Origin of the sequence: Pseudomonas sp. Ant30-3, assembly GCF_000690905.1 — a bacterium.
GTDB lineage: Bacteria > Pseudomonadota > Gammaproteobacteria > Pseudomonadales > Pseudomonadaceae > Aquipseudomonas.
In genome coordinates this window covers 1-26,700 of sequence record NZ_JMCL01000024.1, presented here as the reverse complement: position 1 = coordinate 26,700, position 26,700 = coordinate 1, and the positions used below count along the sequence as shown (strand labels likewise).

Below are 26,700 nucleotides of genomic sequence, written 5' to 3'. Positions count from 1 at the left end.
CGACTACCCGTAAGCCTCAGCGGCGGGTGATCAGCCCTTGTCGAGCGACGCGTGTCAGTTGCTTGATGACTTCTGCCGCGTCCTCCAGATTGGGTGATTGAATCACCGCCAGATCGAAACTGTCGCTGGCAAAACGTGCCAGTGATTCGCCGTCTTCGACAAACTGGATCAGGAAAGCCGCAGGCCCGCCGTTACGACGTGGCCAGCCATCGAGGTAACGCAGAAGCGTCGGCTGATGATTGCCGCCAAGCAGGATTTTTGGATTACGCTGGGTGAGATGTGCCGTGATCGGCGCGGGGCGTGCAACGGGGCTTAGTGCATTCATCGTGTCGTGTCTCTGCCTCAAAAGTCTGCATGGCAGGTGAGAGGCAACACCGAACCAGCGCTTTAGCGGTATTTCGAAGCTGTGTTGCAAGCTTCTGTCGGCAACTCTGTGAGTCACCTGGCGCCCCGCAAGTAGCTGTTTAAATCGGCGCATGAGCAACATCGTAGAGAAGCTGACCGAGCAGTGTCAAGAATGACGCGCAATAAAAAACGGGTGTGAAGTGAGAGGTCATGGAGGCTCTGCGTCCATTGTCTTCACCGCACACCCGTCCAGGTCAGGCTAGCTCGCAGGCAGCCTCGGCACTCGCGACATTACCCGGCAATGGCCCGATCAACCGACAATTTACCGGCCCCCTCGATCAACACCGCAATACTCCCGCCGAGCAACGCCAGGGCAAACTCATAGCCATTGTTGGCCATAAACAAACCATTGCTGATGTGCACCGTGAAAATTGCCACCAGCGAAACAAACGTCAGCCCCAATGCCGCAGGGCGAGCCAGCAGGCCGACAATCAACGCCAGACCGCCAAAAAATTCGGTACCACCGGCCAGCATCGCCATCAGATAGCCCGGTGCCAGCCCGAGGCTTTCCATGAACTGCGCAGTGCCTGCCAAACCGTGTCCGCCAAACGCGCCAAAAAGCTTCTGCGCACCATGTGCAGCGAAAATGATGCCGACGAAAATACGCAAAACTGTCAGGCCGTAGCCAGCGTGGGTAAACAAAACCTTATTGATCATTGAGCTCATGCTGTGTCATCCATTTTGAGAGTTGAGTAATGTTGGTCGCCATCTTAATCGAATATATAAATGCCAAAAGCGCAAATATCTCGTCATAACCATCAGTTTATCTGATTATTTGCGAGAGACGACTTTCTGTCCCTGGCTCTAGCGACTCCCGCTCGCGATCGAACGCCAGGTAATACTTGTTCACGCTATTAACATAGCTGACAGGTCCCATTCCCACCTGCTCCATGGCAATACGCTCGACCTGGAAGAACCACTGATTAGGATTCAGGCCTCGTCGCCGCGCCTCGGCACGCATCGCCTGAACACGCTCCGGCCCGATGTTGTAGGCCGCCAGCACAAATGCCATGCGCTCGCGTTCGTTGAGCTTGGGGCTGGCGAAAAACTTGCGCCGGATCATCGCGAGGTACTTGGCACCGGCCTGCACATTGGCATCAAGATTCTGAATATTGTTGACCCCTACCCGCTGCGCCGCCGACGGGGTGATCTGCATCAAGCCTGTCGGGCCTCTGCCACTGCGCGCATTGGGTTGCAGTCGCGACTCCTTGAACGCCAGCGCCGCGAGGTTTAGCCAGTCCATGCCTTGCGCGTCGGCGTGTTTCTGCAGCACAGGCCGCAGACTTTCGAGCCGTTTACGATCCGCTTTCGCCAGCGGATAGTGCACCTGATACAGGCGTCTATAGATGCGCACAAATGCCACATCCTGATCCGAAGGTTTTTTGTACCCCGTCAGAAAACGATCGATGCTGGCACGCAGCATTGATGCATCACGGCGCACGAACCAGAATTCCTCACCCGGATCGCTGATCACCACCTGCCGATCGAAGCGCAACTTCGGCAAAATCTTGCCCCAGCGTTCGGCAATGGGTTGCTCGACGATGGTCAGGTGAAAGATTCCGCCCTGAACCATTTCCAGCACATCCTCGACCGCCAGACTGGGGTCGACCCATTCGATATTGACCGGCGGCAGTTTGTGCAGCGCCAGCTTCTGGTTGATTTGACTGACGGCGTCCCCGGCAGCGCTGCCGGTCGGCAACGCCAGGGTTTTGCCGGAAAGCTGCTCCAGTCGAGTAAAGCGTCGCTCACCTTTGATCCCCACCAACAGCAACGGCACATTACGGGCGACCGGCTCGCTTGAACTCACCGCATAACCGGGCTGCAGATCAAGCAGCTCACCAGGCGCAACCAGGTCGCCCTCGCCGCGCTGCAACGCGCCGAGCAATTGATCCTTGGCTTTGGGAATGATCTTGAGGGTAATTTCCTGGCCATCACGAGCGTGGCCATTCAGGTATTGCTCGAAAGCGCGCAGGCGATGATATTCGACACCTATGGCCTGACCCTGAACTTCGCCGGAGCTGTTGCGGCTCTGATTGACCAGTACGCGCAACACGCGACTGCTGCGGATCTCCGCGAGATCACGGACCTTTGCCGCCGGCACAGCTTGCAGCGGGCCGGCAAGACGCGCGACTGCCGGCATCGGCAGCAGCAGCGAACAACACAGCAGTAGCAGAATCGAGGGACGTGTCATCCACTCTCCGGGAAGAATACTGGGCCGATTCCGAAAAATACCGGGAAATCGAACGACAGAAACAGAGCGCATTGAGCGCTGGCAAGTGCGCAAGACTGGCACAGTGGTGGCACCTTGCCAATCCGGCCAGTATTGCGGCTTTAGCAGACCGTCACAACCCTTTGTAGTTCTTGGCTTTTCTTATAAATCTACAGCTCTGATATGCTTTCCGGCCTTTGGTCCGAGGTAGCACCATGCAACTCATCGATATTGGCGTCAACCTGACCAACCCCGGTTTTGCCGACAAACATCAGGCTGTGCTCGATCGCGCCTATGCGGCCGGCGTCTGCCAACTGGTGCTGACCGGCACCAGTGTCGAGGGCAGTGAGCAGGCACTGGAGCTGTGCCAACAGCTGGATGACACGGCGCTGCGATTGTTTGCCACCGCTGGCCTTCATCCACATTCCGCCAGCGACTGGAACGCAGACAGCGCTCAGCGTCTGCGCAGTTTGCTCACGGAGCCACGAGTGCTCGCCGTGGGTGAATGCGGGCTGGATTTCAATCGTGATTTCTCGCCTCGTCCGCAACAGGAAAAAGTCCTCGAAGAACATCTGGCGATGGCGGTCGAACTGCAAATGCCGGTCTTCCTTCATGAACGCGACGCCAGTCAGCGCTTGCTGGAAATCCTCCGCGATTATCGCGACCAGCTACCTGCCGCCGTGGTGCATTGCTTCACCGGCGAAAAAAAGGCGCTGTTCAGTTACCTCGATCAGGACTTGCACATCGGCATCACTGGCTGGATTTGTGACGAACGTCGTGGCACTCATCTGCATCCGTTGGTGAAGGAGATCAAACGCGGACGGTTGATGCTGGAAAGTGACGCGCCTTACCTGTTGCCACGCAGCTTGCGGCCCAAGCCAAAAAACGGCCGCAACGAGCCGGCGTATTTGACCGAAGTGCTGCGCGAAGTGGCAATGCATCGCGGGGAAAGCGAGGAAGCGCTGGCCGCGCACACAACCGCCTGCGCGCGGGCTTTTTTTGGGATGCCAGTGATCGACTGAGGTTCGAAAGCCGGCATCGCTGGCAAGCTTGGCTCCCACAGGCCTGAGTACATTCGCGAGAATCAGACTGGATCGAAGGCCACCATCGCTGGCAAGCCAGCTCCTACAATGGATCGCGTTGATCCAGACGACATCGATCCCTGTGGGAGCCGGGCTTGCCCGCGATGAGGCCCTGCCAGCCAGCATTAATGTCGGCTGATCCAATGCCATCGCAAGCAAGCTTTGCTCCCACAGGCATTGAGTACACTCGCCAGAGCAGGCTTTGCTACAGGATTACTGACCGCTGCGCAGCATTTCCTTCGGCACGTATTTGCCGATTTCAAATTTGCCGATCGCTGCGCGGTGCACTTCGTCCGGGCCATCGGCCAGGCGCAGCGTGCGTTGCATCGCGTACATATAGGCCAGCGGGAAGTCGTTGGACACCCCTGCCCCGCCGTGAATCTGGATCGCACGGTCGATCACCCGCAGGGCCACATTCGGTGCGACCACTTTGATCTGTGCGATTTCACTCTTGGCGATCTTGTTGCCGACGGTGTCCATCATGTAAGCCGCTTTCAACGTGAGCAGGCGTGCCATGTCGATCTCCATCCGAGAGTCGGCAATCTTGTCGATGTTGCCGCCGAGGCGCGCCAACGGTTTGCCAAAAGCCGTCCGGTTGACCGAGCGCTTGCACATCAACTCCAGCGCACGCTCCGCCATGCCGATCGACCGCATGCAATGGTGAATCCGGCCTGGCCCGAGGCGCCCCTGAGCGATTTCAAAGCCGCGCCCTTCACCCAACAGGACGTTTTCGTACGGCACGCGGACGTTTTCGAACAGCACTTCAGCATGACCGTGAGGCGCATCGTCGTAACCGAACACCGGCAGCGGACGGACAATCTTCACGCCGGGCGTATCCACCGGCACCAGGATCATCGAGTGCTGAGCGTGACGCGGTGCGTCGGGATTGCTCAGCCCCATGAAAATCATGATCTTGCAGCGCGGATCGCAAGCGCCCGACGTCCACCATTTTTTGCCGTTGATCACCCACTCATCGCCATCACGCACGGCTCGAGCGGCCATGTTGGTAGCGTCCGATGACGCGACGTCCGGTTCAGTCATGGCGAATGCCGAGCGAATTTCGCCGCGCAGCAGCGGCTCGAGCCAGCGTTGTTTCTGTTCTTCGTTGGCATAGCGCACCAGGACTTCCATGTTGCCGGTGTCCGGTGCGGAACAGTTGAACGGCTCAGGCCCGAGCAACGAACGGCCCATGATTTCCGCCAGTGGGGCGTATTCAAGGTTGGTCAGGCCGGCGCCGAGTTGCGACTCAGGCAGAAACAAATTCCACAGCCCTTCGGCCTTGGCCTTGAGTTTGAGCTCCTCCATGATTGCCGTCGGCTGCCAGCGATCGCCCTCGGCAACTTGGCGCTCGAACACGGCTTCGGCGGGGTAAACGTAGGTGTCCATGAACGCGGTCACGCGCTCACGCAGTTCTTGCACCTTGGGCGAATAAGCGAAATCCATGGGCAGCTCTACCTTTCAAAGTGAGGTTTCAGAGGAGTTGTTCAGATCATGCAATCGATGCTAGAACAGCAACGAAAATTTACCTAGCCTATTCTCGGCGTGTATTAACATTCATCACCGATATATGATCGGCTGATTGAGACCCAACAATAAGAGTGCCGCGCAATGAATCTGAGCAAGGTCGACCTCAACCTTTTCATCGTCTTCGACGCGATCTACACCGAAGCCAACCTGACCCGCGCGGGGCAGATTGTCGGCATCACTCAACCGGCGGTCTCGAACGCTCTGGCCCGCCTGCGCGAGACATTCAACGATCCATTGTTCGTGCGAACCGCCCAGGGCATGGTGCCGACTCCGATGGCGCAGAACATCATCGGCCCGGTGCGTAACGCCCTGTCGCTGCTGCGGGTTTCCGTGCAGGAAAGCCGCATCTTCAACCCGCTGCAGGCGGTCAAGACGTATCGCATCAGCATGACCGACCTTACCGAAGCCGTGATCCTGCCGCCGCTGTTCCAGCGCCTGCGCCGCCTGGCACCGACGGTGATCATCGAAAGTTTTCTGTCCAAGCGTCGCGAAACCACCAAGGAACTGGCGGCCGGTCGTCTCGACTTCGCGGTGGATGCACCGCTCAACACCGACCCACAAGTGCGCCACGTCAAGTTGATGGAAGATCGCTACGTGTGCGCCATGCGCAAGGGCCATCCACTGGCCGGCAAAGAGAAACTGACTCTGGATGATTACCTGGCGCTGACCCACATTCATATTTCCAGTCGCCGCAGTGGCCTCGGTCACGTTGACCTGGCGTTGGGCAAAATGGGCATTCAACGCAAGATCGCCCTGCGCTCCCAGCATTACCTGATGGCTTCACAAGTGTTGCAGCAGACCGACATGGTCATGACCGTGCCGGAGCGTTTTGCCCGGCGCAACGATCTGCACGCGTTCAGCCTGCCTGTGAATGACGTGCCGCCCGTGGAAACCCACCTTTACTGGCACGAAAGCACCGATCAGGACCCGGCTAACCGCTGGATGCGCGAGCAGATGATCGAGCTGTGCCAGCAAGTAACGGCGCATGAGAAGAAGCTCGATAAGGTGTAGGAGCCGTAACCCAGGCTCGCTCCCACATTCGTTCAAATTCCTATCGAACGAATGCAGATAATGTGGGAGCGAGCCTGCTCGCGATGAGGCCAGTGGCAACACCACAGAACCGCGCCCCTTGACGTAAACGTCAACCTGCCATTAGCTTAGCGCCATGACCTTTCCGAGCGCTTCCATGAGCAGCCAGACCTACAGCATCTCCGACCTCGCCCGCGAGCTCGACATCACCACCCGGGCGATTCGTTTTTACGAAGAGCAAGGCCTGCTCAGCCCGGAGCGGCGCGGCCAGGAACGGATTTATTCGCCACGGGACAAAGTCAGTCTGAAGCTGATCCTGCGCGGCAAGCGCATCGGCTTTTCGCTGGCCGAATGCCGCGAGCTGATCGAACTCTACGACCCCACCGGCGGCAATCAGAAACAGCTGCAAACCATGCTGACCAAAATAGCCGAGCGCCGGGATCAGCTGGAGCAACAGATGCTCGACATTGAACAGATGAAGCTGGAACTTGATACCGCGCAGGAGCGCTGCACTCAGGCGCTGGAACAGACAATCAAGAGTCAATCAATTCAGTAAGTTCACGCTGTCTCCTGTGGGAGCGGGCTTGGTCTGGGCGGCATTCCGACGAATGCGGACTCACATTCAACAAAAATGTTGGCGGATACACCGCTTCGCAAGCAAGCCCGCTCCCACAGGTCTTCAGTGCACTCAGTCAATCAGCACAGGTCGATTCCCATGCCCCTACCCTCCCACGTACGCCTGGTCGAAGTCGGCCCCCGCGACGGGCTGCAAAACGAAGCTCAACCGATCAGCGTCACCGACAAAGTACAACTGGTTAATGCGCTGACTGCTGCCGGCCTGGGCTATATAGAAGTCGGCAGTTTCGTATCGCCCAAATGGGTGCCGCAAATGGCCGGTTCCGCTGACGTCTTCGCGCAGATCCAGCGCCAGCCGGGGGTGACCTATGCCGCCCTCGCGCCGAACCTGCGCGGTTTCGAAGACGCGATTGCCGCCGGGGTCAAGGAAGTCGCGGTGTTTGCTGCCGCTTCGGAAGCGTTCTCCCAGCGCAACATCAATTGCTCGATCAGCGAGAGCCTGCAGCGCTTCGAGCCGATCATGGACGCTGCCCGGCAGCACGGCGTGAAGGTGCGCGGTTATGTGTCCTGCGTACTGGGTTGCCCGTACGAGGGCGACGTCAAACCCGAGCAAGTCGCCCGTGTCGCCCGGGAGCTGTATGCGATGGGCTGCTACGAGGTCTCTCTTGGCGACACCATTGGTACTGGCACCGCGGGCGCTACCCGTACGATGTTTGAAGTGGTATCGGCCGATGTGCCTCGTGAGAAACTGGCCGGGCATTTCCACGACACCTATGGCCAGGCGATGGCCAATATCTATGCCAGCCTGCTCGAAGGCATCTCGGTGTTCGACAGTTCCATCGCCGGTCTCGGCGGCTGTCCCTACGCAAAAGGCGCCAGCGGTAACGTTGCGACCGAAGACGTGGTGTACCTGTTGAATGGCTTGGGCATCGATACTGGAATTGATCTGGACGCCTTGATTCTGGCGGGTCAGCAGATCTGCACGGTGCTGGGTCGCCCGACCGGTTCGCGCGTGGCCAAGGTACGGAGCGCGCAGTATGCAGACTGATGTGACCAAGGTGTTACCGCGCGGTCCGAAATGTGGGGGACAAGCGAGTAACACGGAAACAAATTGTCGGATTTCACCTGACGTAAAATCCCCCTAAAAACTCAAGCCTTTGAATTAAAAGGGTTTTATAAAGTTGGCACGGCTTCTGCTATCTCTATGGCATAACAAGAATAAAAAGCAGCAAACCAATAAAAATAAGACGAAACGACTCTGATATAACAAGAACAACACGGCAGAGACGCAGCTAACAGATTTTTTTGGAGAGGATGTGCTTGTCAGGGTGCTTTTCGGAGTAACCCGCAACCGGACAGAGAATAATAAAACTACCTCCAGGTAGCTCCAGTACTGGTTGGATCGCTCAGCGAAAAAGTAGATCAGCGCTCAAAAAAATACGTTTGCTCTTGATCCCGGATGGGGATCGATAAAAACAGCGGTAAAGGGTCACGGTTTCCAAAAACAACAAAAGACCGCCCCTCAATAATAAAAAAAGAGCACGCAACGACAAATTAAAGGGGAGCCTCGGCTCCCCTTTGTGCTTTCTGCGATTCGGATTTGCTCACCACCTCTGTGGGAGCCAGCCTGCTGGCGATTGCGGAGTGTCCATCCATTCGCGTATCTGAACCACCGCTATCGCCAGCAGGCTGGCTCCCACAAGGGGAGAATTTGTCATAACGGCTCTTCGCGCAGCTCCTCGATACTGATCTCGCGCATGCGGAATTTTTGAATTTTGCCGGTCACGGTCATTGGAAACTCCTCGACGAATTTGAAATGCCGCGGCGTCTTGAAGTGGGCGATGCGCTCCTTGCACCAGGTTTGCAGTTCCAGTTCGTTGGTGCTGTGCCCCGGATGAAACTTGATCCAGGCAACAATTTCTTCGCCATAACGCGAGCACGGAATCCCGATTACCTGCACGTCCGCAACCGCCGGATGGGTAAAGAAGAACTCCTCCAGCTCCCGCGGGTAAATATTCTCACCGCCGCGGATGATCATGTCCTTGTTGCGCCCGGCGATGCACACGTAGCCTTCATCGTTCATGCTCGCCAGATCGCCGGTGTGCATCCAGCCGGCCGGGTCGATGGCGTCGGCGGTACCCTGCGGATTGTTCCAATAGCCGAGCATGACGCTGTAACCGCGGGTGCACAGTTCGCCGATGGTGCCGCGCGGCACCGGGTTGCCCCCTTCGTCGATGATCTTGCTTTCCAGTTGCGGCTGAGTGCGGCCGACGGTGGTGACGCGCACTTCCAGCTCGTCTGACGGCCCGGTCTGCAAGGACACCGGACTGGTTTCCGTCATGCCGTAGGCAATCTGCACTTCGCTCATGTGCAGTTCGCAGATGACCCGGCGCATCACCTCGATCGGACAGGTTGCGCCCGCCATGATCCCGGTGCGCAGGCTCGACAGGTCAAATTCGGCACGCTGCGGCTGATCGAGCAAGGCAATGAACATGGTCGGTACGCCGTAGAGCGCGGTGGCTTTTTCTTCGGCGACAGTGGCCAGCGTCAGTTGTGGATCGAATGCATCATTGGGATAAATCATGGTGCTGCCATGGGTGATGCAACCCAGATTGCCCATGACCATGCCGAAGCAGTGATAGAGCGGCACAGGAATGACCAGACGATCGCTCGCGGTCAGGCCGAGGCTTTCGCCGACCATGTAGCCGTTGTTGAGAATGTTGTAATGACTGAGGGTCGCGCCCTTGGGGAAACCCGTGGTGCCAGAGGTGTACTGGATGTTCACCGGTTGGTCGAAGTGCAGACTGTCCTGGCGCTCGCGCAACTGATGTGGTGAAACGCTGAGCGCGAGGTCGGCCAGCTGCGACCACGGCAGGAAACCCGAAGGCGGCTGCGAATCAAGGCTGATCACGCCGCGCAGATCCGCTAGGCGCTCGCTGCGTAAATGCCCGATCGACTGCTCTGCCAGCTCCGGCAGCAATCCCTGCAACATCGCGTGGTAATCCGAGGTTTTGAAAGCACCGACGCACACAAGCCACTGGCAGCCCGATTGCTTCAGCGCGTACTCAAGCTCGGAACTGCGGTAAGCCGGATTGATGTTGACCAGAATCACGCCGAGCTTCGCACTGGCGAACTGGCTGATGCACCACTGCGCACAATTCGGCGCCCAGATGCCGAGACGGTCGCCGGTTTGCAGACCCAGCGCCAGTAGAGCCCGGGCGTGAAGGTCAACAGCGTCGGACAGTTGCTGCCAGGTGTAACGCAGCTGCTGATGCCGCACGACCAGCGCCTCACCGTCGGGATACTGCATGACCGTGTTATCGAACGCCTCGCCGATGGTCATCGCCAGTAGCGGTTTGTCCTGAGAACCACGGGTATAGCTGCGTTGCGATTTTGCGCCGGGCTGATCCATGACGTGACGTCCCCTTTTGTTTTTATAAGAGCGAACTGGCTTGTCCGCAACAAACAGCGGCGCGCTTATCGAGCTGACGCCTCTTATGGTTGCATCCATCGCAAGCAGGTTGTGCGCCTAAAGAATCACTCAAGTTAACGTTAACGTAAAGGGTGATTGACAGTCATTCGTCGCAGGCTTACGTTAACGTAAAGGTGAGAACTGAATCATCCTCTCTCCACCCTACAAAAAAGCCAAAAGGTGCCCCATGAGCTACCCATCCCTGAACTTCGCCCTCGGTGAAACCATCGACATGTTGCGCGATCAGGTTCAGTCCTTCGTCGCCAAAGAGATCGCCCCGCGCGCTGCTCAAATCGACATCGACAACCTGTTCCCTGACGATCTGTGGCGCAAATTCGGCGACATGGGCCTGCTCGGTGTCACCGTGCCGGAAGAGTACGGCGGCGCAGGCCTGGGTTACCTGGCGCATGTGGTGGCGATGGAAGAAATCAGCCGGGGCTCGGCCTCGGTTGCGCTGTCCTACGGCGCGCATTCCAACCTCTGCGTCAACCAGATCAACCGCAACGGCAACCACGATCAGAAATCCAAATACCTGCCCAAGCTGATCAGCGGCGAGCACGTCGGTGCGCTGGCCATGAGCGAGCCGAATGCCGGCTCAGACGTAGTTTCAATGAAACTGCGTGCCGACAAACGCGGCGACCACTACGTGCTCAATGGCAGCAAAACCTGGATCACCAACGGCCCTGACGCCAGCACTTATGTGATCTACGCCAAAACCGATCTGGAAAAAGGCCCGCACGGTATCACCGCGTTTATCGTCGAGCGCGACTGGAAAGGCTTCAGCCGCAGCAATAAATTCGACAAGCTCGGCATGCGCGGCTCGAACACTTGCGAGCTGTTTTTCGACGACGTTGAAGTGCCGGAGGAAAACATTCTTGGCGTGCTCAACGGTGGCGTGAAAGTGCTCATGAGCGGACTCGATTACGAGCGCGTCGTGCTTTCCGGTGGCCCGACCGGGATCATGCAAGCGTGCATGGACCTGATCGTGCCGTACATTCACGACCGCAAGCAGTTCGGCCAAAGCATCGGCGAGTTCCAGCTGATCCAGGGCAAAGTCGCCGACATGTACACCCAGCTCAACGCCAGCCGCGCCTACCTCTACGCGGTTGCCCAAGCCTGCGAACGCGGTGAAACCACTCGCAAGGACGCCGCCGGCGTGATCCTCTACAGCGCCGAACGCGCCACGCAAATGGCCCTCGACGCGATCCAGATTCTTGGTGGTAACGGTTACATCAACGAATTCCCGGCGGGTCGTCTGCTGCGTGACGCCAAGCTGTACGAAATCGGCGCCGGCACCAGTGAGATCCGTCGCATGCTGATCGGCCGCGAACTGTTTAACGAAACTCGCTGAAACGGAGCTGTCCATGGCTATCCTGCATACCCAGCTCAACCCGCGTTCAGCGGAGTTCGCCAGCAACAGTGCGGCGATGCTCGAACAGGTCGGCGCTCTGCACACCCTGCTCGCCAAAGTGCAGCAAGGTGGCGGCGCGAAAGCGCAAGAACGGCACACGTCCCGAGGCAAACTGCTGCCTCGCGAGCGCATCAATCGGTTGCTCGATCCGGGCTCACCGTTCCTCGAGATCAGCCAACTCGCCGCCTACGAGGTGTACGGCGAAGACGTGCCGGCCGCGGGCGTCATAGCCGGGATCGGTCGAGTCGAAGGCATTGAGTGCATGATTGTCGCCAACGATGCCACGGTCAAAGGTGGCTCATATTATCCATTGACCGTGAAAAAACACCTGCGCGCACAGACCATCGCCCAGCAGAATCGCCTGCCTTGCATTTATCTGGTGGATTCGGGCGGCGCCAATCTGCCGCGGCAGGATGAAGTATTTCCGGACCGAGAACACTTCGGGCGGATTTTCTTCAACCAGGCCAACATGAGCGCCATGGGCATTCCGCAAATCGCCGTGGTGATGGGCTCTTGCACTGCGGGCGGCGCTTACGTGCCGGCGATGGCGGACGAGGCGATCATGGTGCGCCAGCAGGCAACTATATTCCTCGCCGGCCCGCCGCTGGTGAAAGCCGCAACCGGTGAAGTGGTCAGCGCCGAAGATCTGGGCGGTGCCGATGTGCACTGCAAGATTTCCGGGGTCGCCGACCATTATGCCGAGAGCGACGAACACGCTCTCGCCATTGCCCGGCGCAGCATCGCCAATCTCAACTGGCGCAAGCTCGGCGAAGTCAAGCAGCGCGCACCGATCGCCCCGCTTTATGCCAGCGACGAGTTGTACGGTGTGGTTTCGGCCGATGCCAAGCAACCGTTCGACGTGCGTGAAGTGATTGCGCGGTTAGTGGACGGGTCTGTATTCGATGAATTCAAGGCGCTGTTCGGGACTACGCTGGTGTGCGGTTTTTCCCACCTTCACGGGTATCCGATTGCCATCCTCGCCAACAACGGCATCCTCTTCGCCGAGGCCGCGCAAAAAGGCGCGCACTTTATCGAACTGGCCTGCCAACGCGGCATTCCTCTGCTGTTCCTGCAAAACATCACCGGCTTCATGGTCGGCCAGAAATACGAGGCCGGCGGCATTGCCAAGCACGGCGCAAAACTGGTCACTGCCGTGGCGTGCGCCAAGGTGCCGAAATTCACCGTGATCATTGGCGGCAGTTTCGGGGCCGGTAACTATGGCATGTGCGGACGAGCTTACGATCCGCGTTTTCTGTGGATGTGGCCGAACGCGCGCATCGGCGTCATGGGCGCCGAACAAGCGGCCGGTGTGTTGGTGCAAGTCAAGCGCGAGCAGGCTGAGCGCAGTGGTCAGGGTTTCAGTGCCGAACAGGAAGCCGAGATCAAGCAACCGATTCTCGATCAGTACGAAGAGCAGGGTCACCCCTACTACTCCAGCGCCCGGCTTTGGGATGACGGTGTCATCGACCCGGCACAAACCCGCGACATATTGGCGCTGGCCCTGTCCGCATCGCTGAATGCGCCAATCGAACCGAGCCGCTTCGGCGTGTTCCGGATGTGATTTTCTGTGGGGCGGGCTTGTGTGGCGAGGGAGCTTGCTCCCGGTCGGTTGCGAAGCAATCGTGAAACCGCCATCGCTTTCGCGAGCAAGCCCGCTCCCACATGAGTTGTGGAGACGGACGAATATGAGCGACTTCAATACCATCGAACTGCTGAACGACCCGCGGGGTTTTGCGACCCTGTGGCTCAGCCGTGAAGAAAAGAACAACGCCTTCAACGCCGAGATGATCCGCGAACTGATCCTCGCGCTGGACAAGGTGTCGAGCGACGCCAGTCTGCGTTTTTTACTGGTGCGAGGGCGTGGCAAACATTTCAGCGCTGGCGCCGATCTGGCGTGGATGCAGCAATCGGCCGAACTCGATTACCACACCAACCTCGATGACGCGCGGGAACTGGCAGAGTTGATGTACAACCTCGCCAAACTGAAAATCCCTACCCTCGCCGTGGTGCAAGGAGCTGCATTCGGCGGCGCACTGGGTTTGATCAGTTGCTGCGACATGGCGATTGGTGCCGATGACGCGCAGTTCTGCCTGTCGGAAGTGCGCATCGGCCTGGCCCCTGCGGTGATCAGCCCGTTCGTGGTACAGGCCATTGGCGAACGGGCGGCGCGCCGTTATGCGCTGACGGCTGAGCGATTTGGCGGACAACGGGCGCGGGAAATCGGCTTGTTGTCGGAGAGTTATCCCACCATCGAACTGGAGCAGAGTGTCGAGCAATGGATCGACAACCTGTTGCTCAACAGCCCCGCCGCCATGCGCGTCAGCAAGGACCTGCTGCGCGAAGTGGGGAACGGCGCACTGACGCCGGCGCTGCGCCGCTACACAGAGAATGCGATCGCCCGTATCCGCGTCAGCCCCGAAGGCCAGGAGGGTCTGCGGGCCTTTCTGCAAAAACGTCCGCCTAACTGGCATGCCGCAACCAAGGAGCCGCGTTGATGAGCGCACCTGTCATCACCACTTTGCTGGTGGCCAACCGCGGCGAAATCGCTTGCCGAGTGATGCGCACCGCTAAAGCGTTGGGCCTGACCACCGTGGCCGTGCACAGCGCGACCGACCGAGATGCCCGGCACAGCCGCGAAGCGGATATTCGAGTAGACCTCGGTGGCAGTAAGGCCGCCGACAGCTACCTGCAAATCGACAAGCTGATCGCCGCGGCCAAGGCCAGCGGCGCCCAGGCGATCCATCCCGGCTACGGCTTCCTGTCGGAGAATGCCGGGTTCGCCCGCGCCATCGAATCTGCCGGCTTGATCTTCCTAGGCCCGCCGGCCTCCGCCATTGACGCCATGGGCAGCAAATCCGCCGCCAAAGCCTTGATGGAAACCGCCGGCGTGCCGCTGGTGCCCGGTTATCACGGCGAAGCCCAGGACCTCGACACCTTCCGCGACGCCTGCGAACGCATCGGTTACCCGGTGCTGCTCAAGGCCACGGCCGGGGGCGGCGGCAAAGGGATGAAAGTCGTCGAGGAGGTCAGCCAACTGGCCGAAGCCCTCGCCTCAGCTCAGCGCGAAGCCCAATCATCGTTTGGCGACTCGCGCATGCTGGTGGAGAAATACCTGCTGAAACCGCGCCACGTCGAGATCCAGATTTTCGCTGACCAGCACGGCAACTGCCTGTACCTCAACGAGCGCGATTGCTCGATCCAGCGGCGTCATCAGAAAGTCGTCGAAGAAGCCCCGGCACCCGGGCTGGGCCCGGAACTGCGGCGGGCGATGGGTGAAGCCGCCGTGCGTTCGGCGCAAGCCATCGGTTACGTCGGCGCCGGTACCGTCGAGTTTTTGCTGGATGCGCGCGGCGAGTTCTTCTTCATGGAGATGAACACGCGCCTGCAAGTCGAACATCCGGTCACTGAAGCCATCACCGGACTTGACCTGGTGGCCTGGCAAATCCGCGTGGCGCGGGGTGAAGCGCTGCCAATGACACAGGAGCAGGTTCCGCTGCTTGGCCACGCCATCGAAGTGCGCTTGTATGCCGAAGACCCGGGCAATGATTTCCTGCCTGCGACGGGGCGTCTCGAGTTGTACCGCGAATCGGCACCAGGTCCGGGACGTCGGGTCGACAGCGGTGTTGAAGAAGGTGACGAGGTCTCGCCGTTCTACGACCCGATGCTCGGCAAGCTGATTGCCTGGGGCGAGGATCGTGAGCAGGCGCGCCTGCGTTTGTTGAGCATGCTCGATGAATTTGCGATTGGCGGGCTCAAGACCAACATCAATTTTCTGCGGCGCATCATCGCTCATCCGGCCTTTGCCGCTGCGGAGCTGGATACCGGGTTCATCCCGCGTTATCACGAGCAATTGCTGCCGATACCTGCGCCCCTCAGTGATGAATTCTGGCAAGCCGCCGCTCAAGCGTTTGCCCAAAGCCAGCCGAGCATTCCCCGTGTCGATGATCCTGCTTCACCGTGGGCGATCAGCAACGGTTTTCGGGCAGGGCTGCCGAACGAGACGAGCCTGCATTTGATGTGTGAAGGCCAGGATCGGGCGCTGACGTTGGGCGATGCCACTTCGGCGCATCTCAACGGCGAGCATCTGTCCACCGAGCACAACGGTTTGCGCCGCAAACATCGGGCTATTCGTCGCGATGGCGTTGTCTATTTGCAGTGGCAAGGTGAGCTGCGCCGCATCGAATCCTATGATCCTATTAGCGCCGTCGAAGCCAGTCACAGTCATCAGGGCGGGCTGACCGCACCGATGAACGGCAGCATCGTGCGGGTGCTCGTTGAGGCCGGGCAAACGGTTGAAGCCGGCGCGCAACTGGTGGTGCTGGAAGCCATGAAGATGGAGCACAGCATTCGCGCGCCGCACGCCGGAGTCATCAAGGCGCTGTATTGCCAGGAAGGCGAAATGGTCAGCGAAGGCGCCGCGCTGGTTGAACTGGAAGAGGCGTGAAAAGAAAATCGGTCCTGCCTTCGCGCAGGACCGGTCTGACTAGAATCGGGCGGTCGCCTGAACCACCACGCCGATGATATTGCACGTGTCGGTGAACAGGGCTTTCGGATAGGTGGGATTGAGCGGGACCAGGTAACGCTGCCCGCCCTCTTCGATCAGCTTGCGGAAAGTCGCCTCGCTACTGTCCGGCCACTGCACGATCAGCATTTTTCCCGGTTCGGGGACGATGTCGGGATCGACCAGAATCATCATGCCTTCGCAAATACTGAGGCCGCTGGGTGCGGTCATCGCATCGCCCACCACCCGGAGCCAGAACGCTGCGCCCTGGGCGTGGTAATCCGTCAATTCGAATTGCGGCGTGCGGTACACCGTTCGCTCGCCATCGCGAACCTCGCTGGTTCCTCGCCAGTCACTCACCGGGTATCGGAAATAAGGGTTGTACTTCTGCACGAGATCCTGACTGTCATCAGCGGCAGGGTCCGGTTCCCTGATGACCAGCGCCACTTCGAGAAAATCCATCCCAAGCGCGCGGAGTACTCGATTCATGTCATCGATACCGGGTTCGCGACGTTTATTCAGCCAGTGACCGATGCCGCCCTGAGACATGCCCAAGCGATCGGCGAGTACCTCTTGAGTGATTTTCATCTCACTCATCTTGGCTTTGACCAACTCTATCCATTTATCCATGGGCGGCACGATACGTGGGTGACTCCCGGCTGCAAAACACACATTGTAGTAGTTAAATGCTCGTAACAAATACAGGCTGTACTAAGATTGGATCACGGATTTCAACCTTACAAGGAGTAGGACCATGACCATCACTATCCCCAGCAACGACGCGACAGATGTGCCCATCGACACCTCTCTCACTTCTGCAAAAGGCTCTGCGGCCGCACAGCGCGCGCTGGACTATTACTTGAAACCGGCTGTTTCAGAAGAGGCTGTTGAGGACCGTTTTTTCGACGTCAATCGCAATATCAGCAGTGAAGAAGCCCTGGTGCATGCAACCGATCTGCTGCGTTGTGCCGCCGCCATTGCCTATGAATCGGCCAGCCATCTACAGGGCGTCAACCGGGATCTGGCTTTCTCGACGGTGCACATGATCGACATGGCGAAAGCGATGGTCGACCGTTCTTTGCAAGGCAACAAGTAAAGCTGAAGGGAGTTTCTGAGGGGCGCCGAAACGCAAGGCGCCTGTACCGGGGATAAAATAATTTGACTTGCAAACGAGAATGATTATTATTGCATGCAGCTGGTCGCGAGATCAGTCGATTGTCCAAGAGACCTTAGGTCGGTCTCCTGAACGATCTCCTCATCAGGCTAATCACGGTTTTTGACCCGGCTTTTTGCCGGGTCTTTTTTTGCCAGTTATTCTGGCTTTACCTTCAGGCTAATGAAGTCTTGGGGTGCTGCAAATTCGATGGCGCGGATGATAGCAAAAGAACATTCGTTAGCGAGACAGGCCCGTCAACATTGGTCAAAACTAATCAAAAATAGCACTTGAGAATCAATCAAGCGGTCTCCAAGCTGCGGCGGCGTCAGGGAGGACGCCCCCCGTCTTACTGCGCATTTTCTGCCGATTCCCTCCTTCCCAGCGTGTAAAGTAGCAGCCATAAAAATCATATTCAGGAACCGATTATGACCGTGGCTAAATCCTCTTTCGGCATCAGCGCAAATTTTGACAGCGGCAATATCGAAGTGCTGGATATCAGCAACCCGCTGCAGGCATTGCTCGCCATCCGGCCCGATACTCGCAGCAAGCATTTCCAGTGGTTTCATTTCAAAGCCAGCGGCCTCCATGTAGGTCAGGAGCACTGGTTTCGTTTGAACAACGCCAGTCAGTCTTCCTATAACAAAGCCTGGGAGGGTTACCAGGCGGTCGCGTCTTACGATCACGTCAACTGGTTCCGGGTGCCGACCATTTTCGAAGGCGACTGCCTGCGTTTCAGCCTCGAGGCCACCGCCACCCACGCCTGGTTTGCGTATTTCGAACCCTACAGCCGCGGTCGCCACGACTGGCTCATCGAGCAGGCGCTGACCAAGGCCGGCGCGCAATTGCTGGCCACCGGCAAGAGTGTCGAAGGTCGCGACATCCAGCTACTGCGCAAGGGCAGCGGCGCTGAAGGCCAGCGCAAAGTCTGGATGATTGCGCAACAACACCCGGGCGAGCACATGGCGGAGTGGTTCATGGAAGGCGTGATCGAACGCCTGGAAAAGCACGATGATCCGGTCATGCAAAAACTGCTCGCCAGCGCCGACCTGTACCTGGTGCCGAACATGAATCCGGACGGCGCCTTCCATGGTCACCTGCGCACCAACGCGATGGGCCAGGATCTGAACCGCGCCTGGCAGAACGCCAGCCAGGAAATCAGCCCGGAAGTGCTGTTCGCTCAGACGCAAATGGAGAAGTACGGCGTTGACCTGTTCCTCGACGTTCACGGCGATGAAGAAATCCCCTACGTTTTCACGGCCGGTTGTGAAGGCAACCCGGGCTATACGCCGCGTCTGGAAAAACTCGAAGAGCATTTCCGTAGCCATCTGAAGCACCTGACCAAGGACTTCCAGACCAAATACGGCTACACCCGCGACCTGCCCGGCAGAGCCAATATGACCCTGGCCTGCAACAGCGTCGGCGAAAAATTCGACTGCCTGTCACTGACCCTGGAGATGCCTTTCAAGGACAACAACGACAAGCCTGACCCGCTGACAGGCTGGTCCGGCAAGCGTTCGAAGCAGTTGGGCAAGGACGTGTTGACGACCGTGGCCGAGATGATCGATAGCTTGCGCTGAGCGAAGATCAAACGATCGCAGGCTGCGTCAGCTTTTACGCGTGGCAAAGCCTGCAAAACAGCGATTACTCGGCCGCGATCCGCACACAATCCTCTGGCCCCAGCAATCGCCCATCCTCGGCGCGCAATTCCAGCGGTCGCACCGGCTGACCCTGAGCGCGATCGACCACTCGTGAATGCGCCTCTCCTTCCTCGAAGAAAAAAGCCTCGCCCCACTGCCGCAGACCGATGATCAGCGGGAACAACCCTTTGCCCTTCTCCGTCAGCACATATTCCTGATACGCGCTGCCATCCGATGCCGGCACCAGATCAAAAATCCCGTGGGCCACCAAAGTGCGCAAACGTGCGGACAGAATATTTTTCGCCATGCCCAAACTGCGCTGAAACTCACCGAATCGGCAGATCCCATCGAACGCATCGCGCACGATCAACAACGACCACCAATCGCCAATGGCATCCAGTGAGCGCGCAACCGGGCATTCGGCATTTCCCATACTCGTTCGTTTGGCCACGAAGACGCCCTGCAAGACAAATGTGGTTGCAATATAAAACCAGACTCCTTACCGTGCAACTGGTTTTATTTAGAAACCACTTTGGAGTTGCGCATGAAAACCAGCGATTCAACCCTGAGCACGAGCGTCGTGCTGCTGTTTGCCGTGGCTTGTGGGCTAGCCGTCTGCAACGTGTATTACGCACAGCCGCTGCTCGATGCCATGGCCGACACCTTTGCCATGGATCCGGCCACCATTGGCATTGTCGTGACGCTGACTCAGGTCGGTTATGGCGTTGGCCTGTTGCTGCTGGTGCCGCTTGGCGATCTGCTGAACCGGCGGCGGCTGATCGTCACGCAAACGCTGTTATCGGCGCTGGCGCTGCTGATGATCGCATTCGCTGCCGACAGCACCTGGCTGTTGATCGGGATGACGCTGACCGGCTTGTTGGCCGTCGTCACGCAAGTGTTGGTGGCCTACGCCGCGACGCTGGCGGTGCCGGCCGAACGCGGGCGGGTGGTGGGCGTGGTGACCAGTGGCATCGTCGTCGGCATTCTGTTGGCGCGAACGGTGGCCGGGGGCATGGCCGATCTGGCCGGTTGGCGTTCGGTTTATCTGCTGTCGGCAGGTCTGACCCTGGTGATGGCGCTGTTGCTGTGGCGGGTGCTGCCCAAACATGAAGACCCGCAACCCGCGCAATCCTACGCGTCGTTGCTTGGCTCGGTGTTCGCGCTGTTCAGGGAAGAACCGGTGCTGCGCCAGCGAGCGATTCTGGCACTGTTGACCTTCGCCAGCGCCATGGTGCTGTGGACCCCCATGGTGTTGCCGCTCAGTGCCCCACCGCTGTCACTGTCTCACACGCAAATCGGGTTGTTCGGTCTGGCCGGCGCCGCCGGGGCACTGGGCGCTGCTCGCGCCGGGCATCTGGCAGATCGGGGTTGGGGGCAATGGGTCAGTGGCTTGTCATTGCTACTGATGCTGGTGTCATGGCTGCCTATCGCCCTGACTCAATCCTCGCTGTGGGCTTTGCTGCTCGGCGTAATCACGCTCGACCTGGGGCTTCAAGCCGTGCATGTCACCAGCCAGAGCATGATCTACAGCGTGCGCCCCGAAGCACAAAGTCGCCTGACCGCGGGCTACATGCTGTTCTATTCGGTCGGCAGTGCGCTGGGCTCGATCAGTTCGACCGCGATGTATGCGTGGGCCGGGTGGATCGGCGTTTGTCTTTTAGGTGCGGGAATCAATGCATTGGCGTTGCTTTATTGGTGGCGAACGCTGGCTCCCCGAAGCCAACCCTTGGAAGCGGCTTCGCATTGAGCGTTAACAGCTGGCAAAGCCCGCATCGCAGCCGGACGCAGGCTACGCCAGCTGCTACCGGGGATCTGTGGAATCAGCCGCGATCCCTGCCCCGCACCATGCTGTCCAGCACCTCATCACGGCGCACCCAACCGTGGAACAATGCCGCCGCCAGATGCAGCAGCACCGTCAGGAACAACAGATACGCCAGATACCCGTGGGCCTTGCGCAGAAACGCAAACACCTGCGCATCGGCCGGCATGATCGACGGCAACCGCAGCGAACTGCCGAGCATCACCGGATCGCCCGCGGCCGAAATCATCGCCCAGCCGAGCAGCGGCAGAATGAACATCAGCGAATACAGCACCAGATGCGAAGCCTTGGCGGCCAGCGCTTGCCAATTTGGCAGGTCAGCCGGCAACGGAGGTTGCCGGGTCGAAAAACGCACACCCAGACGCACGATGACCAGCAGCAGAATCGCGATGCCCAGCGGTTTGTGCAGATTAAGCAGCCACTCATGACGCTCGGACACCGAAGCAACCATGCCCGCGCCGATAAACAGCATGGCGATGATCATCAACGCCATCAGCCAGTGCAGCAGTCGCGCCAAAGGCGCGAAATGACTTGGTTGAGCGCTCATTGTTGAGCCTCCTGTTTAGCGGCAGGCAACTGGCCGACTTCGCTGGTGCGACGCAGGTAGGAACTGGCGTAACCGGCAGAACGCGCGGCCAGCAACGGATCGTCAGACCCCTCGATGCCGGATGGCAACACCAGTGGGTCATAGTTGATATCGCGGCACTCGCCATTCAGTTGCGGCTGGGTGCTTTCAAGAACAAGGGTCCCGGCGTTCAGCACCTTGCGGTCCTGCGGCCAGGTTTTACTGGCGTCGTTGACCGGATCGCCGGCATTGGCCAGCGTGAGGTTCAACTGCCAACGCAACGGACCGGCGCCCATTCGCTGCAACAAATCTTTCTCGAGGAAATCAGCCCCTTCTGGCGCCGTGTCACCGGCTGCATCGCGCGCCACTGGCACCATGCTCCAGCGCACCGCTTGTTTTTTCCCGGCCGCGTCGACCAGATAAAACGCGTTGACGCTGTTGTAGGTCTCCGTCACATAACTGGCCGATGGTTTGGCGGTCTTGATCCACGCCAGAAACGGCCCGGCTTCGGGGTGCGATTTAAAGAATGCGGGCACCGCTGCCGGGTTTGGTTTGCCGGTGGCAGGATCAGGCGACTGCGCCTGTTGCAATTGATAGAACGCTTCGGGCGTGCCCACCGGAAACACCGGCATGCTGTTCATCCCGGTGCGCCACTGCTGACCATTCGTCTGGGTGAAGCGCAACGCCAGACTGCGGATCGGCACGCTGCTGTCCGGCGCATAAGGATTACCCGCCGGCAGTGCGAAACGTCCCACTACTGGCGTGCGCGCATCGTTGAATACTTGAGCAGTGGAGTAGCTGCGGGCCTCGCCACTGCTTTCGAAATGACCGATCACGCACACTCCTTTGGAGTGGTTGCGCCGAAAACCGGGGTGCACACCATTGTTGGTTTCCAGCACATTGATCAGTTTCGTCGGGGTCAGACGCTGTGGGTCGAAGGTGCCGTTGACGTAGGCAAAAGCCCCGGCCACGGCGGCCACAACCACCGCAATGGCCGCCAGGCGCAAGGTCAGGCTCGCTGCACTCAGCGGCGGCCGGGTGGGCGGTGATGAGTGATCTACCATGAAAGACTCCAGGGCCATCGGCCACGAGTGAGAAGAAACAGGCAGACGAGCCCCACAACTGTTTATTCCATCGCCACGTATTTATTTTTTCGAGCGTGGAATAACCTCGAGTGCCGGGCGTCTCTCTTGTCCACAGCGTAGTGACTAGCCTTCATGAACGACATCGACGAACAACTGCGAGAAATCATTCCCAGACTGCGACGCTTCGCGGTGTCATTGACGCGCAATTCCAGCAGTGCTGACGATCTAGTGCAGGCGAGCCTCGAGCGTGCGCTGTCGAGTTGGGGCGACAAACGTCCCGAAGGCGATTTGCGCGCCTGGCTGTTTTCGATTCTGTACCGGCAGTTCCTGGACGCCCATCGACGCTCGCGTCGATACGCACGAATGCTCGAATTTTTCAGCGGTCGTGACGATTCACAGCCCTCGGTCGAGCGCACGGTGATCGCGCAATCGACGCTGCAAGCGTTCGATCAGCTCAACAGCGAACAACGTGCACTGCTGCTGTGGGTTTCAGTCGAAGGCCTGAGCTACAAAGAGGTAGCGCAAATTCTCAACGTGCCCACCGGCACCGTGATGTCGCGCCTGTCCCGTGCTCGCCAGGCTTTGCGCGAACTCAGCGACGGCGAAATCACCCGCCCTTCCCTGCGGAGACTCAAATGATCAGCATGCCCCCGAGCGAGCGCGACCTGCACGCTTACATCGACCATCAACTCAGCGACGACGACCGGCGTCTGGTGGAAACGTTTCTGGCAAACAATGCCGACGTTTCTGCTCAAGTGCGCGCCTGGCAACAGGACGCTCAGCAGTTGCGAGCCGCGTTGAGCGGCGCGTTGCAGCAGCCGGCCAATCCGGACCTTGATCCTGCGTTGATTCGCCAACGGCTGAAACGCCAGTCCCGGCGCCATCTGGCCAGCGCGGCGATATTGCTGATCGCCGTCAGCGTCGGCGGTTTCAGCGGTTGGCAGGCGCGGGAGATGACACTGCTCAGTGCCGCGCAGCCGATGGGCGATGCGATGCAGGCTTACCGCCTGTTCGCGCAAACAGGCCTGCTGCCCGCCGACTACAAAGTTGACGGCGGCGGCGATATGCAGGGCTGGCTCGACCGCTACTTCACCCAGGCCAATCGCCTGCCGGACCTGTCCGCTGCGGGTTTCAAACCGGTCAGCGGACGGCTGCTCAGCACTGAGCAAGGGCCGGCGGCGATGGTGGTGTATGAAGACCCGCGCGGGCAAAAAATCAGTTTCTATGTGCGTCCACCCGGACCGAAAAACTTCCTGCTGCCCCGCGGCAGTCGCAGTGACGGAGAGTTGCAGGCCGAGTATTGGTCTGGCGCCGGTTACAACTACGCGATGGTCAGCCCGACGGATACAGCGGCCGCGCAGATGCTTAAGCAGACCGAGCAATTTTGATCGCTAGCCAATTCTGTGAGTGGCCTTTTTCTTTGGCTTAAGCATTGACATCGCTGGAAGCAAATTTGCCGCTTTGTTTACAATACGGCGTCGCCTCCCGGCGAGCTTGCATGACCTTCACGGGATGACTTCACAGTGGCTGTTCGACCGCCCAACCGTTCACGCTTCATACCCCGCTGGTCTCCCCTGCGCCGACTATTCGGCAAGTCTTCTGCGCCCGTAGCTGGCAGCGCGACAGCGAATAGCGTGTTCCACGATTTTTTTCGGCAAAAAGCGCACATTCAGGGTTACACCCTCAGTCACAGCCAGCAGCGAGTCACCGACTGCATGGCGCAACACGCCAGCGTGCTGCTGAGTGATTCGATGAAAAACTTGCCCGGTCTATACCTGTACGGCGCTGTCGGCCGCGGCAAGAGCTGGCTGCTCGACGGGTTCTTCCAGGCGCTGTCAATCGCGCAAAAACAACGCCTGCACTTTCATGCTTTTTTTGCGCAGTTGCATGAGGGCTTGTTCGCCCACCGCGATCACCCGGATGCGCTGACAGCAACGCTCGACGTGTTACTGCGTGATTGTCGGGTGCTGTGTTTCGATGAGTTTCACGTTCATGACATCGGCGACGCGATGCTCATCACACGGTTGTTCAAAGCACTGTTTCATCGCCGCATCCTGCTGCTGGTCACCTCCAACTACCCGCCCGAAGGCCTGCTGCCCAACCCGCTTTATCACGCGCGTTTCAAACCGGTGATCGAACTGATCAATGCACGCATGCAAATCATGGAAGTCGGCGGTGATCACGATTTTCGCAGCCAGGCGAAACCCCATCCTCATCAAGTGTTCACTCAGGGTCGCTATGTCTGGCCAGCCAGCGTGGCGCAGCGCGAGGCGTTGAACCTGCCGCCCTCTGATGCTCCCGCCGTTGCCTTGCCTGTCGGGACCCGCCACTTGCGCGCCCGATTCTGTGAAGCTCGCACGGTCGGGTTCACCTTCAGCGACCTGTGCGATCAGCCCACTGCGGTGATGGATTACCTGGAGTTGTGCCGGCGCTTTGATCGCTGGGTCATCGATGAACTGCCCCTGCTGAATGACTGTTCAATCGCTGCGCAGCAACGGTTCATCAATCTGGTGGATGTTCTTTATGATCAGGACAAGCATCTGATTCTGCTGGGGCAGCACTCGTTGCGCGAAAGTCTGAGCGGTGATGCGATTGATCTGGCTCGCAGCCGCAGCCGATTGGGGCAGTTGGTGGAAATGAAAGCGCCCTGACGTATGCAACTTTCCCGCTATCATGTCGGCCATTCCCAGGCCCCGCGCCACCTCGATAATCAACAGCGAATCCGTTCATGCACACCCTCGCCCAATTACGCGCCGGCCAACTGTCGGGCATCACTCGCCTGGATTTGTCCTGCGGACTGACCGAGTTTCCCCGGGAAATTTTTGCGCTGGCCGATTCGCTTGAGGTGCTTAATCTCAGCGGCAACGCCTTGCGCAGCCTGCCCGATGATTTGTATCGGCTGACACGTCTACGGGTGATTTTTTGCTCGGACAACCTGTTCACCGAACTGCCGGAGTGCCTGGGTCAATGCGCGGCGCTGACCATGGTCGGCTTCAAGGCCAACAAAATCGAAACCGTGCCGGGCGCTTCCCTGCCGACGTTGTTGCAGTGGCTGATCCTCACCGATAACCGCATCCGCGAACTGCCGAGCGAGCTGGGCGAACGCCCGCATCTGCAAAAACTCATGCTGTCGGGAAATCGTCTGCAGCGTTTGCCGGAAACCCTACGTCAGTGCCATCGGCTGGAACTGATTCGCGTCGCCGCCAACCGCCTCACCGAGCTGCCGAACTGGCTGCTGACCCTGCCGAGCCTGAGCTGGCTGGCCTACGCCGGTAATCCGCTGGAAACCGAAGCCGATGCCGCCGCGCTTGACGCGACGCCCGTCATTGCCTGGTCCACGCTGAGCCTGCAGGCGCAACTGGGCGAAGGCGCCTCGGGCGTTATTTACCGGGCGGCATGGCAACGACCGGACCAACCCGTCGCTGAGGTCGCGGTCAAACTGTACAAAGGCGAGATGACCAGTGACGGCTCGCCGCTGCACGAAATGAATGCCTGCATCACCGCCGGGCTGCATGCCAATCTGATCCGGGTTGAAGGCCGTATCGCCGGGCATCCTGAGGGACAGGCGGGTCTGGTGATGGAGCTGATCGATCCAAGCTTTGGCAACCTTGCAGGACTGCCGAGCCTGGCGTCGTGCACTCGGGATGCATATGCCAACGATGCGAGCTTTGGCGCAGAGGTGGCATTGCGCATCGCCTCCGGCATCGCGTCGGTGGCCGAGCATCTGCACCGGCAAGGCATCACCCACGGCGACCTGTATGGCCACAATATTATGTGCAACGAGCGCGGTGATTGCCTGCTCGGGGACTTCGGTGCGGCGTCGTTCCATGCCACGGCGGACAGCCTGGAAAGCCGTGCTTTGCAGCGCATTGAAGTGCGTGCGTTCGGGGTTCTTTTAGGGGAATTGCTGGGGCGGATTGATTCGGGGTTGAGCGATGTGGCGCGCGTTCGATTGGAGGCGTTGCAGCAGCGTTGCTGTCAGCCTGATGTGCTGGCTCGGCCGGGGTTTGGCGAGATTGAGCGGGAATTGGCTGCGTTCACGGGTTAGTAGTTGGATGCAAAATCTGTGGTGATGGTGGCAAGCCAGTGGCGAGGCTGGCTTGTGTGACAAAGCATCTATGGCAAGGCTGGCTCGTGTGGCGAGGGGATTTATCCCCGTTCGGCTGCGAAGCAGTCGTCGCTTTTGGAGGGGACGGCTTCGCCGTCCAACGGGGATAAATCCCCTC

23 protein-coding genes and 1 pseudogene are annotated in these 26,700 nt (G+C 59.1%); 15 read left to right on the top strand and 9 right to left on the bottom strand.

All coding sequences use genetic code 11. The features are described 5' to 3' along the window. Nucleotides 1-16: 16 nt before the first annotated feature. From DU29_RS0106010 to DU29_RS0106000, 3 genes and pseudogenes are all read right to left on the bottom strand, one after another. Complete coding sequence (locus tag DU29_RS0106010; RefSeq protein ID WP_028620915.1) at nucleotides 17-325, bottom strand: hypothetical protein; 309 nt, start codon at nucleotides 323-325, stop codon at nucleotides 17-19. A gap of 311 nt (nucleotides 326-636) precedes the next feature. Next, the gene (locus DU29_RS0106005; RefSeq protein ID WP_028620914.1) at nucleotides 637-1,071 is read right to left on the bottom strand and encodes a DoxX family protein; all 435 of its coding nucleotides are present in this window, start codon (nucleotides 1,069-1,071) and stop codon (nucleotides 637-639) included. A 105-nt stretch (nucleotides 1,072-1,176) separates the two neighbouring features. After that, nucleotides 1,177-2,596: pseudogene (locus DU29_RS0106000) on the bottom strand (transglycosylase SLT domain-containing protein). A 233-nt stretch (nucleotides 2,597-2,829) separates the two neighbouring features. On the opposite strand from DU29_RS0106000, the gene DU29_RS0105995 reads away from it, so the two are divergent. Continuing rightward, on the top strand, nucleotides 2,830-3,636 hold the full coding sequence (locus DU29_RS0105995) for a TatD family hydrolase (RefSeq protein WP_028620912.1): 807 nt from the start codon (nucleotides 2,830-2,832) through the stop codon (nucleotides 3,634-3,636). A gap of 273 nt (nucleotides 3,637-3,909) precedes the next feature. Here the strand turns inward: DU29_RS0105995 and DU29_RS0105990 are convergent, their stop codons facing one another. Next, nucleotides 3,910-5,139: an acyl-CoA dehydrogenase gene (locus DU29_RS0105990; protein ID WP_028620911.1), complete on the bottom strand. Its 1,230-nt coding sequence runs from the start codon at nucleotides 5,137-5,139 to the stop codon at nucleotides 3,910-3,912. A gap of 165 nt (nucleotides 5,140-5,304) precedes the next feature. Between DU29_RS0105990 and DU29_RS0105985 the strand changes: the two genes are divergently transcribed. The 3 genes from DU29_RS0105985 (at nucleotide 5,305) to DU29_RS0105975 (ending at nucleotide 7,876) form a co-directional block, all read left to right on the top strand. Beyond that, complete coding sequence (locus tag DU29_RS0105985; protein ID WP_028620910.1) at nucleotides 5,305-6,234, top strand: LysR family transcriptional regulator; 930 nt, start codon at nucleotides 5,305-5,307, stop codon at nucleotides 6,232-6,234. A gap of 175 nt (nucleotides 6,235-6,409) precedes the next feature. After that, nucleotides 6,410-6,808, top strand: coding sequence for a MerR family transcriptional regulator (locus DU29_RS0105980; RefSeq protein WP_028620909.1), 399 nt, complete (start codon nucleotides 6,410-6,412; stop codon nucleotides 6,806-6,808). Nucleotides 6,809-6,967: 159 nt separating this feature from the next. Beyond that, entirely contained in the window at nucleotides 6,968-7,876 is a 909-nt protein-coding gene (locus DU29_RS0105975) for a hydroxymethylglutaryl-CoA lyase (protein WP_028620908.1), read from the top strand. A 666-nt stretch (nucleotides 7,877-8,542) separates the two neighbouring features. Here DU29_RS0105975 and DU29_RS0105970 read toward each other — a convergent pair. After that, nucleotides 8,543-10,240, bottom strand: a complete 1,698-nt coding sequence (locus DU29_RS0105970) for an AMP-binding protein (protein WP_028620907.1) — start codon at nucleotides 10,238-10,240, stop codon at nucleotides 8,543-8,545. A 247-nt stretch (nucleotides 10,241-10,487) separates the two neighbouring features. On the opposite strand from DU29_RS0105970, the gene DU29_RS0105965 reads away from it, so the two are divergent. The 4 genes from DU29_RS0105965 to DU29_RS0105950 all read left to right on the top strand — a co-directional run bounded on the left by DU29_RS0105965 (nucleotide 10,488) and on the right by DU29_RS0105950 (nucleotide 16,155). Beyond that, the gene (locus DU29_RS0105965; protein WP_028620906.1) at nucleotides 10,488-11,651 is read left to right on the top strand and encodes an isovaleryl-CoA dehydrogenase; all 1,164 of its coding nucleotides are present in this window, start codon (nucleotides 10,488-10,490) and stop codon (nucleotides 11,649-11,651) included. 13 nt (nucleotides 11,652-11,664) lie between these two features. Then, nucleotides 11,665-13,272: a carboxyl transferase domain-containing protein gene (locus DU29_RS0105960; RefSeq protein ID WP_028620905.1), complete on the top strand. Its 1,608-nt coding sequence runs from the start codon at nucleotides 11,665-11,667 to the stop codon at nucleotides 13,270-13,272. 124 nt (nucleotides 13,273-13,396) lie between these two features. Continuing rightward, nucleotides 13,397-14,206, top strand: a complete 810-nt coding sequence (locus tag DU29_RS0105955; RefSeq protein ID WP_028620904.1) for a gamma-carboxygeranoyl-CoA hydratase — start codon at nucleotides 13,397-13,399, stop codon at nucleotides 14,204-14,206. Then, nucleotides 14,206-16,155 (top strand): acetyl/propionyl/methylcrotonyl-CoA carboxylase subunit alpha, encoded by a 1,950-nt coding sequence (locus DU29_RS0105950; protein ID WP_028620903.1) that lies wholly within the window; start codon nucleotides 14,206-14,208, stop codon nucleotides 16,153-16,155. The genes DU29_RS0105955 and DU29_RS0105950 overlap by 1 nt, the downstream gene beginning before the upstream one ends. 39 nt (nucleotides 16,156-16,194) lie before the next feature. Here the strand turns inward: DU29_RS0105950 and DU29_RS0105945 are convergent, their stop codons facing one another. Further along, nucleotides 16,195-16,842, bottom strand: a complete 648-nt coding sequence (locus DU29_RS0105945) for a LexA family protein (RefSeq protein ID WP_028620902.1) — start codon at nucleotides 16,840-16,842, stop codon at nucleotides 16,195-16,197. Between the two features lie 130 nt (nucleotides 16,843-16,972). Between DU29_RS0105945 and DU29_RS0105940 the strand changes: the two genes are divergently transcribed. Next, nucleotides 16,973-17,308 (top strand): DUF6124 family protein, encoded by a 336-nt coding sequence (locus DU29_RS0105940; protein ID WP_028620901.1) that lies wholly within the window; start codon nucleotides 16,973-16,975, stop codon nucleotides 17,306-17,308. Between the two features lie 485 nt (nucleotides 17,309-17,793). After that, on the top strand, nucleotides 17,794-18,945 hold the full coding sequence (locus tag DU29_RS0105935; RefSeq protein WP_028620900.1) for a M14 family metallopeptidase: 1,152 nt from the start codon (nucleotides 17,794-17,796) through the stop codon (nucleotides 18,943-18,945). A 64-nt stretch (nucleotides 18,946-19,009) separates the two neighbouring features. Here the strand turns inward: DU29_RS0105935 and DU29_RS0105930 are convergent, their stop codons facing one another. After that, on the bottom strand, nucleotides 19,010-19,456 hold the full coding sequence (locus tag DU29_RS0105930; RefSeq protein ID WP_028620899.1) for a winged helix-turn-helix transcriptional regulator: 447 nt from the start codon (nucleotides 19,454-19,456) through the stop codon (nucleotides 19,010-19,012). Nucleotides 19,457-19,549: 93 nt separating this feature from the next. Between DU29_RS0105930 and DU29_RS0105925 the strand changes: the two genes are divergently transcribed. After that, nucleotides 19,550-20,752, top strand: coding sequence for an MFS transporter (locus DU29_RS0105925; RefSeq protein WP_028620898.1), 1,203 nt, complete (start codon nucleotides 19,550-19,552; stop codon nucleotides 20,750-20,752). A gap of 73 nt (nucleotides 20,753-20,825) precedes the next feature. Here DU29_RS0105925 and DU29_RS0105920 read toward each other — a convergent pair whose 3' ends face one another. Both DU29_RS0105920 and DU29_RS0105915 read right to left on the bottom strand, forming a co-directional pair. Further along, on the bottom strand, nucleotides 20,826-21,371 hold the full coding sequence (locus tag DU29_RS0105920) for a cytochrome b (RefSeq protein WP_028620897.1): 546 nt from the start codon (nucleotides 21,369-21,371) through the stop codon (nucleotides 20,826-20,828). Then, nucleotides 21,368-22,453 (bottom strand): catalase family peroxidase, encoded by a 1,086-nt coding sequence (locus tag DU29_RS0105915; RefSeq protein WP_028620896.1) that lies wholly within the window; start codon nucleotides 22,451-22,453, stop codon nucleotides 21,368-21,370. The genes DU29_RS0105920 and DU29_RS0105915 overlap by 4 nt, the downstream gene beginning before the upstream one ends. A 153-nt stretch (nucleotides 22,454-22,606) precedes the next feature. Between DU29_RS0105915 and DU29_RS0105910 the strand changes: the two genes are divergently transcribed. From DU29_RS0105910 to DU29_RS0105895, 4 genes are all read left to right on the top strand, one after another. Then, entirely contained in the window at nucleotides 22,607-23,113 is a 507-nt protein-coding gene (locus DU29_RS0105910; protein WP_028620895.1) for an RNA polymerase sigma factor, read from the top strand. Continuing rightward, on the top strand, nucleotides 23,110-23,862 hold the full coding sequence (locus tag DU29_RS0105905) for an anti-sigma factor family protein (RefSeq protein WP_028620894.1): 753 nt from the start codon (nucleotides 23,110-23,112) through the stop codon (nucleotides 23,860-23,862). Before DU29_RS0105910 ends, DU29_RS0105905 begins: the two co-directional genes overlap by 4 nt. Nucleotides 23,863-23,997: 135 nt before the next feature. After that, nucleotides 23,998-25,125 (top strand): cell division protein ZapE, encoded by a 1,128-nt coding sequence (gene zapE, locus DU29_RS0105900; protein WP_081832440.1) that lies wholly within the window; start codon nucleotides 23,998-24,000, stop codon nucleotides 25,123-25,125. 77 nt (nucleotides 25,126-25,202) lie between these two features. After that, complete coding sequence (locus DU29_RS0105895; protein WP_028620892.1) at nucleotides 25,203-26,522, top strand: leucine-rich repeat-containing protein kinase family protein; 1,320 nt, start codon at nucleotides 25,203-25,205, stop codon at nucleotides 26,520-26,522. Nucleotides 26,523-26,700: the final 178 nt, after the last annotated feature.

What these genes read in the sequence shown, in the direction of transcription:
- DU29_RS0106005 (WP_028620914.1), bottom strand. Translation starts at nt 1,071, where the DNA reads ATGAGCTCAATGATCAATAAGGTTTTGTTTACCCACGCTGGCTACGGC.
- DU29_RS0105935 (WP_028620900.1), top strand. Translation starts at nt 17,794, where the DNA reads ATGACCGTGGCTAAATCCTCTTTCGGCATCAGCGCAAATTTTGACAGC.
- DU29_RS0105910 (WP_028620895.1), top strand. Translation starts at nt 22,607, where the DNA reads ATGAACGACATCGACGAACAACTGCGAGAAATCATTCCCAGACTGCGA.
- DU29_RS0105995 (WP_028620912.1), top strand. Translation starts at nt 2,830, where the DNA reads ATGCAACTCATCGATATTGGCGTCAACCTGACCAACCCCGGTTTTGCC.
- DU29_RS0105945 (WP_028620902.1), bottom strand. Translation starts at nt 16,842, where the DNA reads ATGGATAAATGGATAGAGTTGGTCAAAGCCAAGATGAGTGAGATGAAA.
- DU29_RS0105980 (WP_028620909.1), top strand. Translation starts at nt 6,410, where the DNA reads ATGAGCAGCCAGACCTACAGCATCTCCGACCTCGCCCGCGAGCTCGAC.
- DU29_RS0105920 (WP_028620897.1), bottom strand. Translation starts at nt 21,371, where the DNA reads ATGAGCGCTCAACCAAGTCATTTCGCGCCTTTGGCGCGACTGCTGCAC.
- DU29_RS0105925 (WP_028620898.1), top strand. Translation starts at nt 19,550, where the DNA reads ATGAAAACCAGCGATTCAACCCTGAGCACGAGCGTCGTGCTGCTGTTT.
- DU29_RS0105985 (WP_028620910.1), top strand. Translation starts at nt 5,305, where the DNA reads ATGAATCTGAGCAAGGTCGACCTCAACCTTTTCATCGTCTTCGACGCG.
- DU29_RS0105975 (WP_028620908.1), top strand. Translation starts at nt 6,968, where the DNA reads ATGCCCCTACCCTCCCACGTACGCCTGGTCGAAGTCGGCCCCCGCGAC.
- DU29_RS0106010 (WP_028620915.1), bottom strand. Translation starts at nt 325, where the DNA reads ATGAATGCACTAAGCCCCGTTGCACGCCCCGCGCCGATCACGGCACAT.
- DU29_RS0105990 (WP_028620911.1), bottom strand. Translation starts at nt 5,139, where the DNA reads ATGGATTTCGCTTATTCGCCCAAGGTGCAAGAACTGCGTGAGCGCGTG.
- DU29_RS0105955 (WP_028620904.1), top strand. Translation starts at nt 13,397, where the DNA reads ATGAGCGACTTCAATACCATCGAACTGCTGAACGACCCGCGGGGTTTT.
- DU29_RS0105950 (WP_028620903.1), top strand. Translation starts at nt 14,206, where the DNA reads ATGAGCGCACCTGTCATCACCACTTTGCTGGTGGCCAACCGCGGCGAA.
- DU29_RS0105960 (WP_028620905.1), top strand. Translation starts at nt 11,665, where the DNA reads ATGGCTATCCTGCATACCCAGCTCAACCCGCGTTCAGCGGAGTTCGCC.
- DU29_RS0105895 (WP_028620892.1), top strand. Translation starts at nt 25,203, where the DNA reads ATGCACACCCTCGCCCAATTACGCGCCGGCCAACTGTCGGGCATCACT.
- DU29_RS0105970 (WP_028620907.1), bottom strand. Translation starts at nt 10,240, where the DNA reads ATGGATCAGCCCGGCGCAAAATCGCAACGCAGCTATACCCGTGGTTCT.
- DU29_RS0105915 (WP_028620896.1), bottom strand. Translation starts at nt 22,453, where the DNA reads ATGGTAGATCACTCATCACCGCCCACCCGGCCGCCGCTGAGTGCAGCG.
- DU29_RS0105965 (WP_028620906.1), top strand. Translation starts at nt 10,488, where the DNA reads ATGAGCTACCCATCCCTGAACTTCGCCCTCGGTGAAACCATCGACATG.
- DU29_RS0105905 (WP_028620894.1), top strand. Translation starts at nt 23,110, where the DNA reads ATGATCAGCATGCCCCCGAGCGAGCGCGACCTGCACGCTTACATCGAC.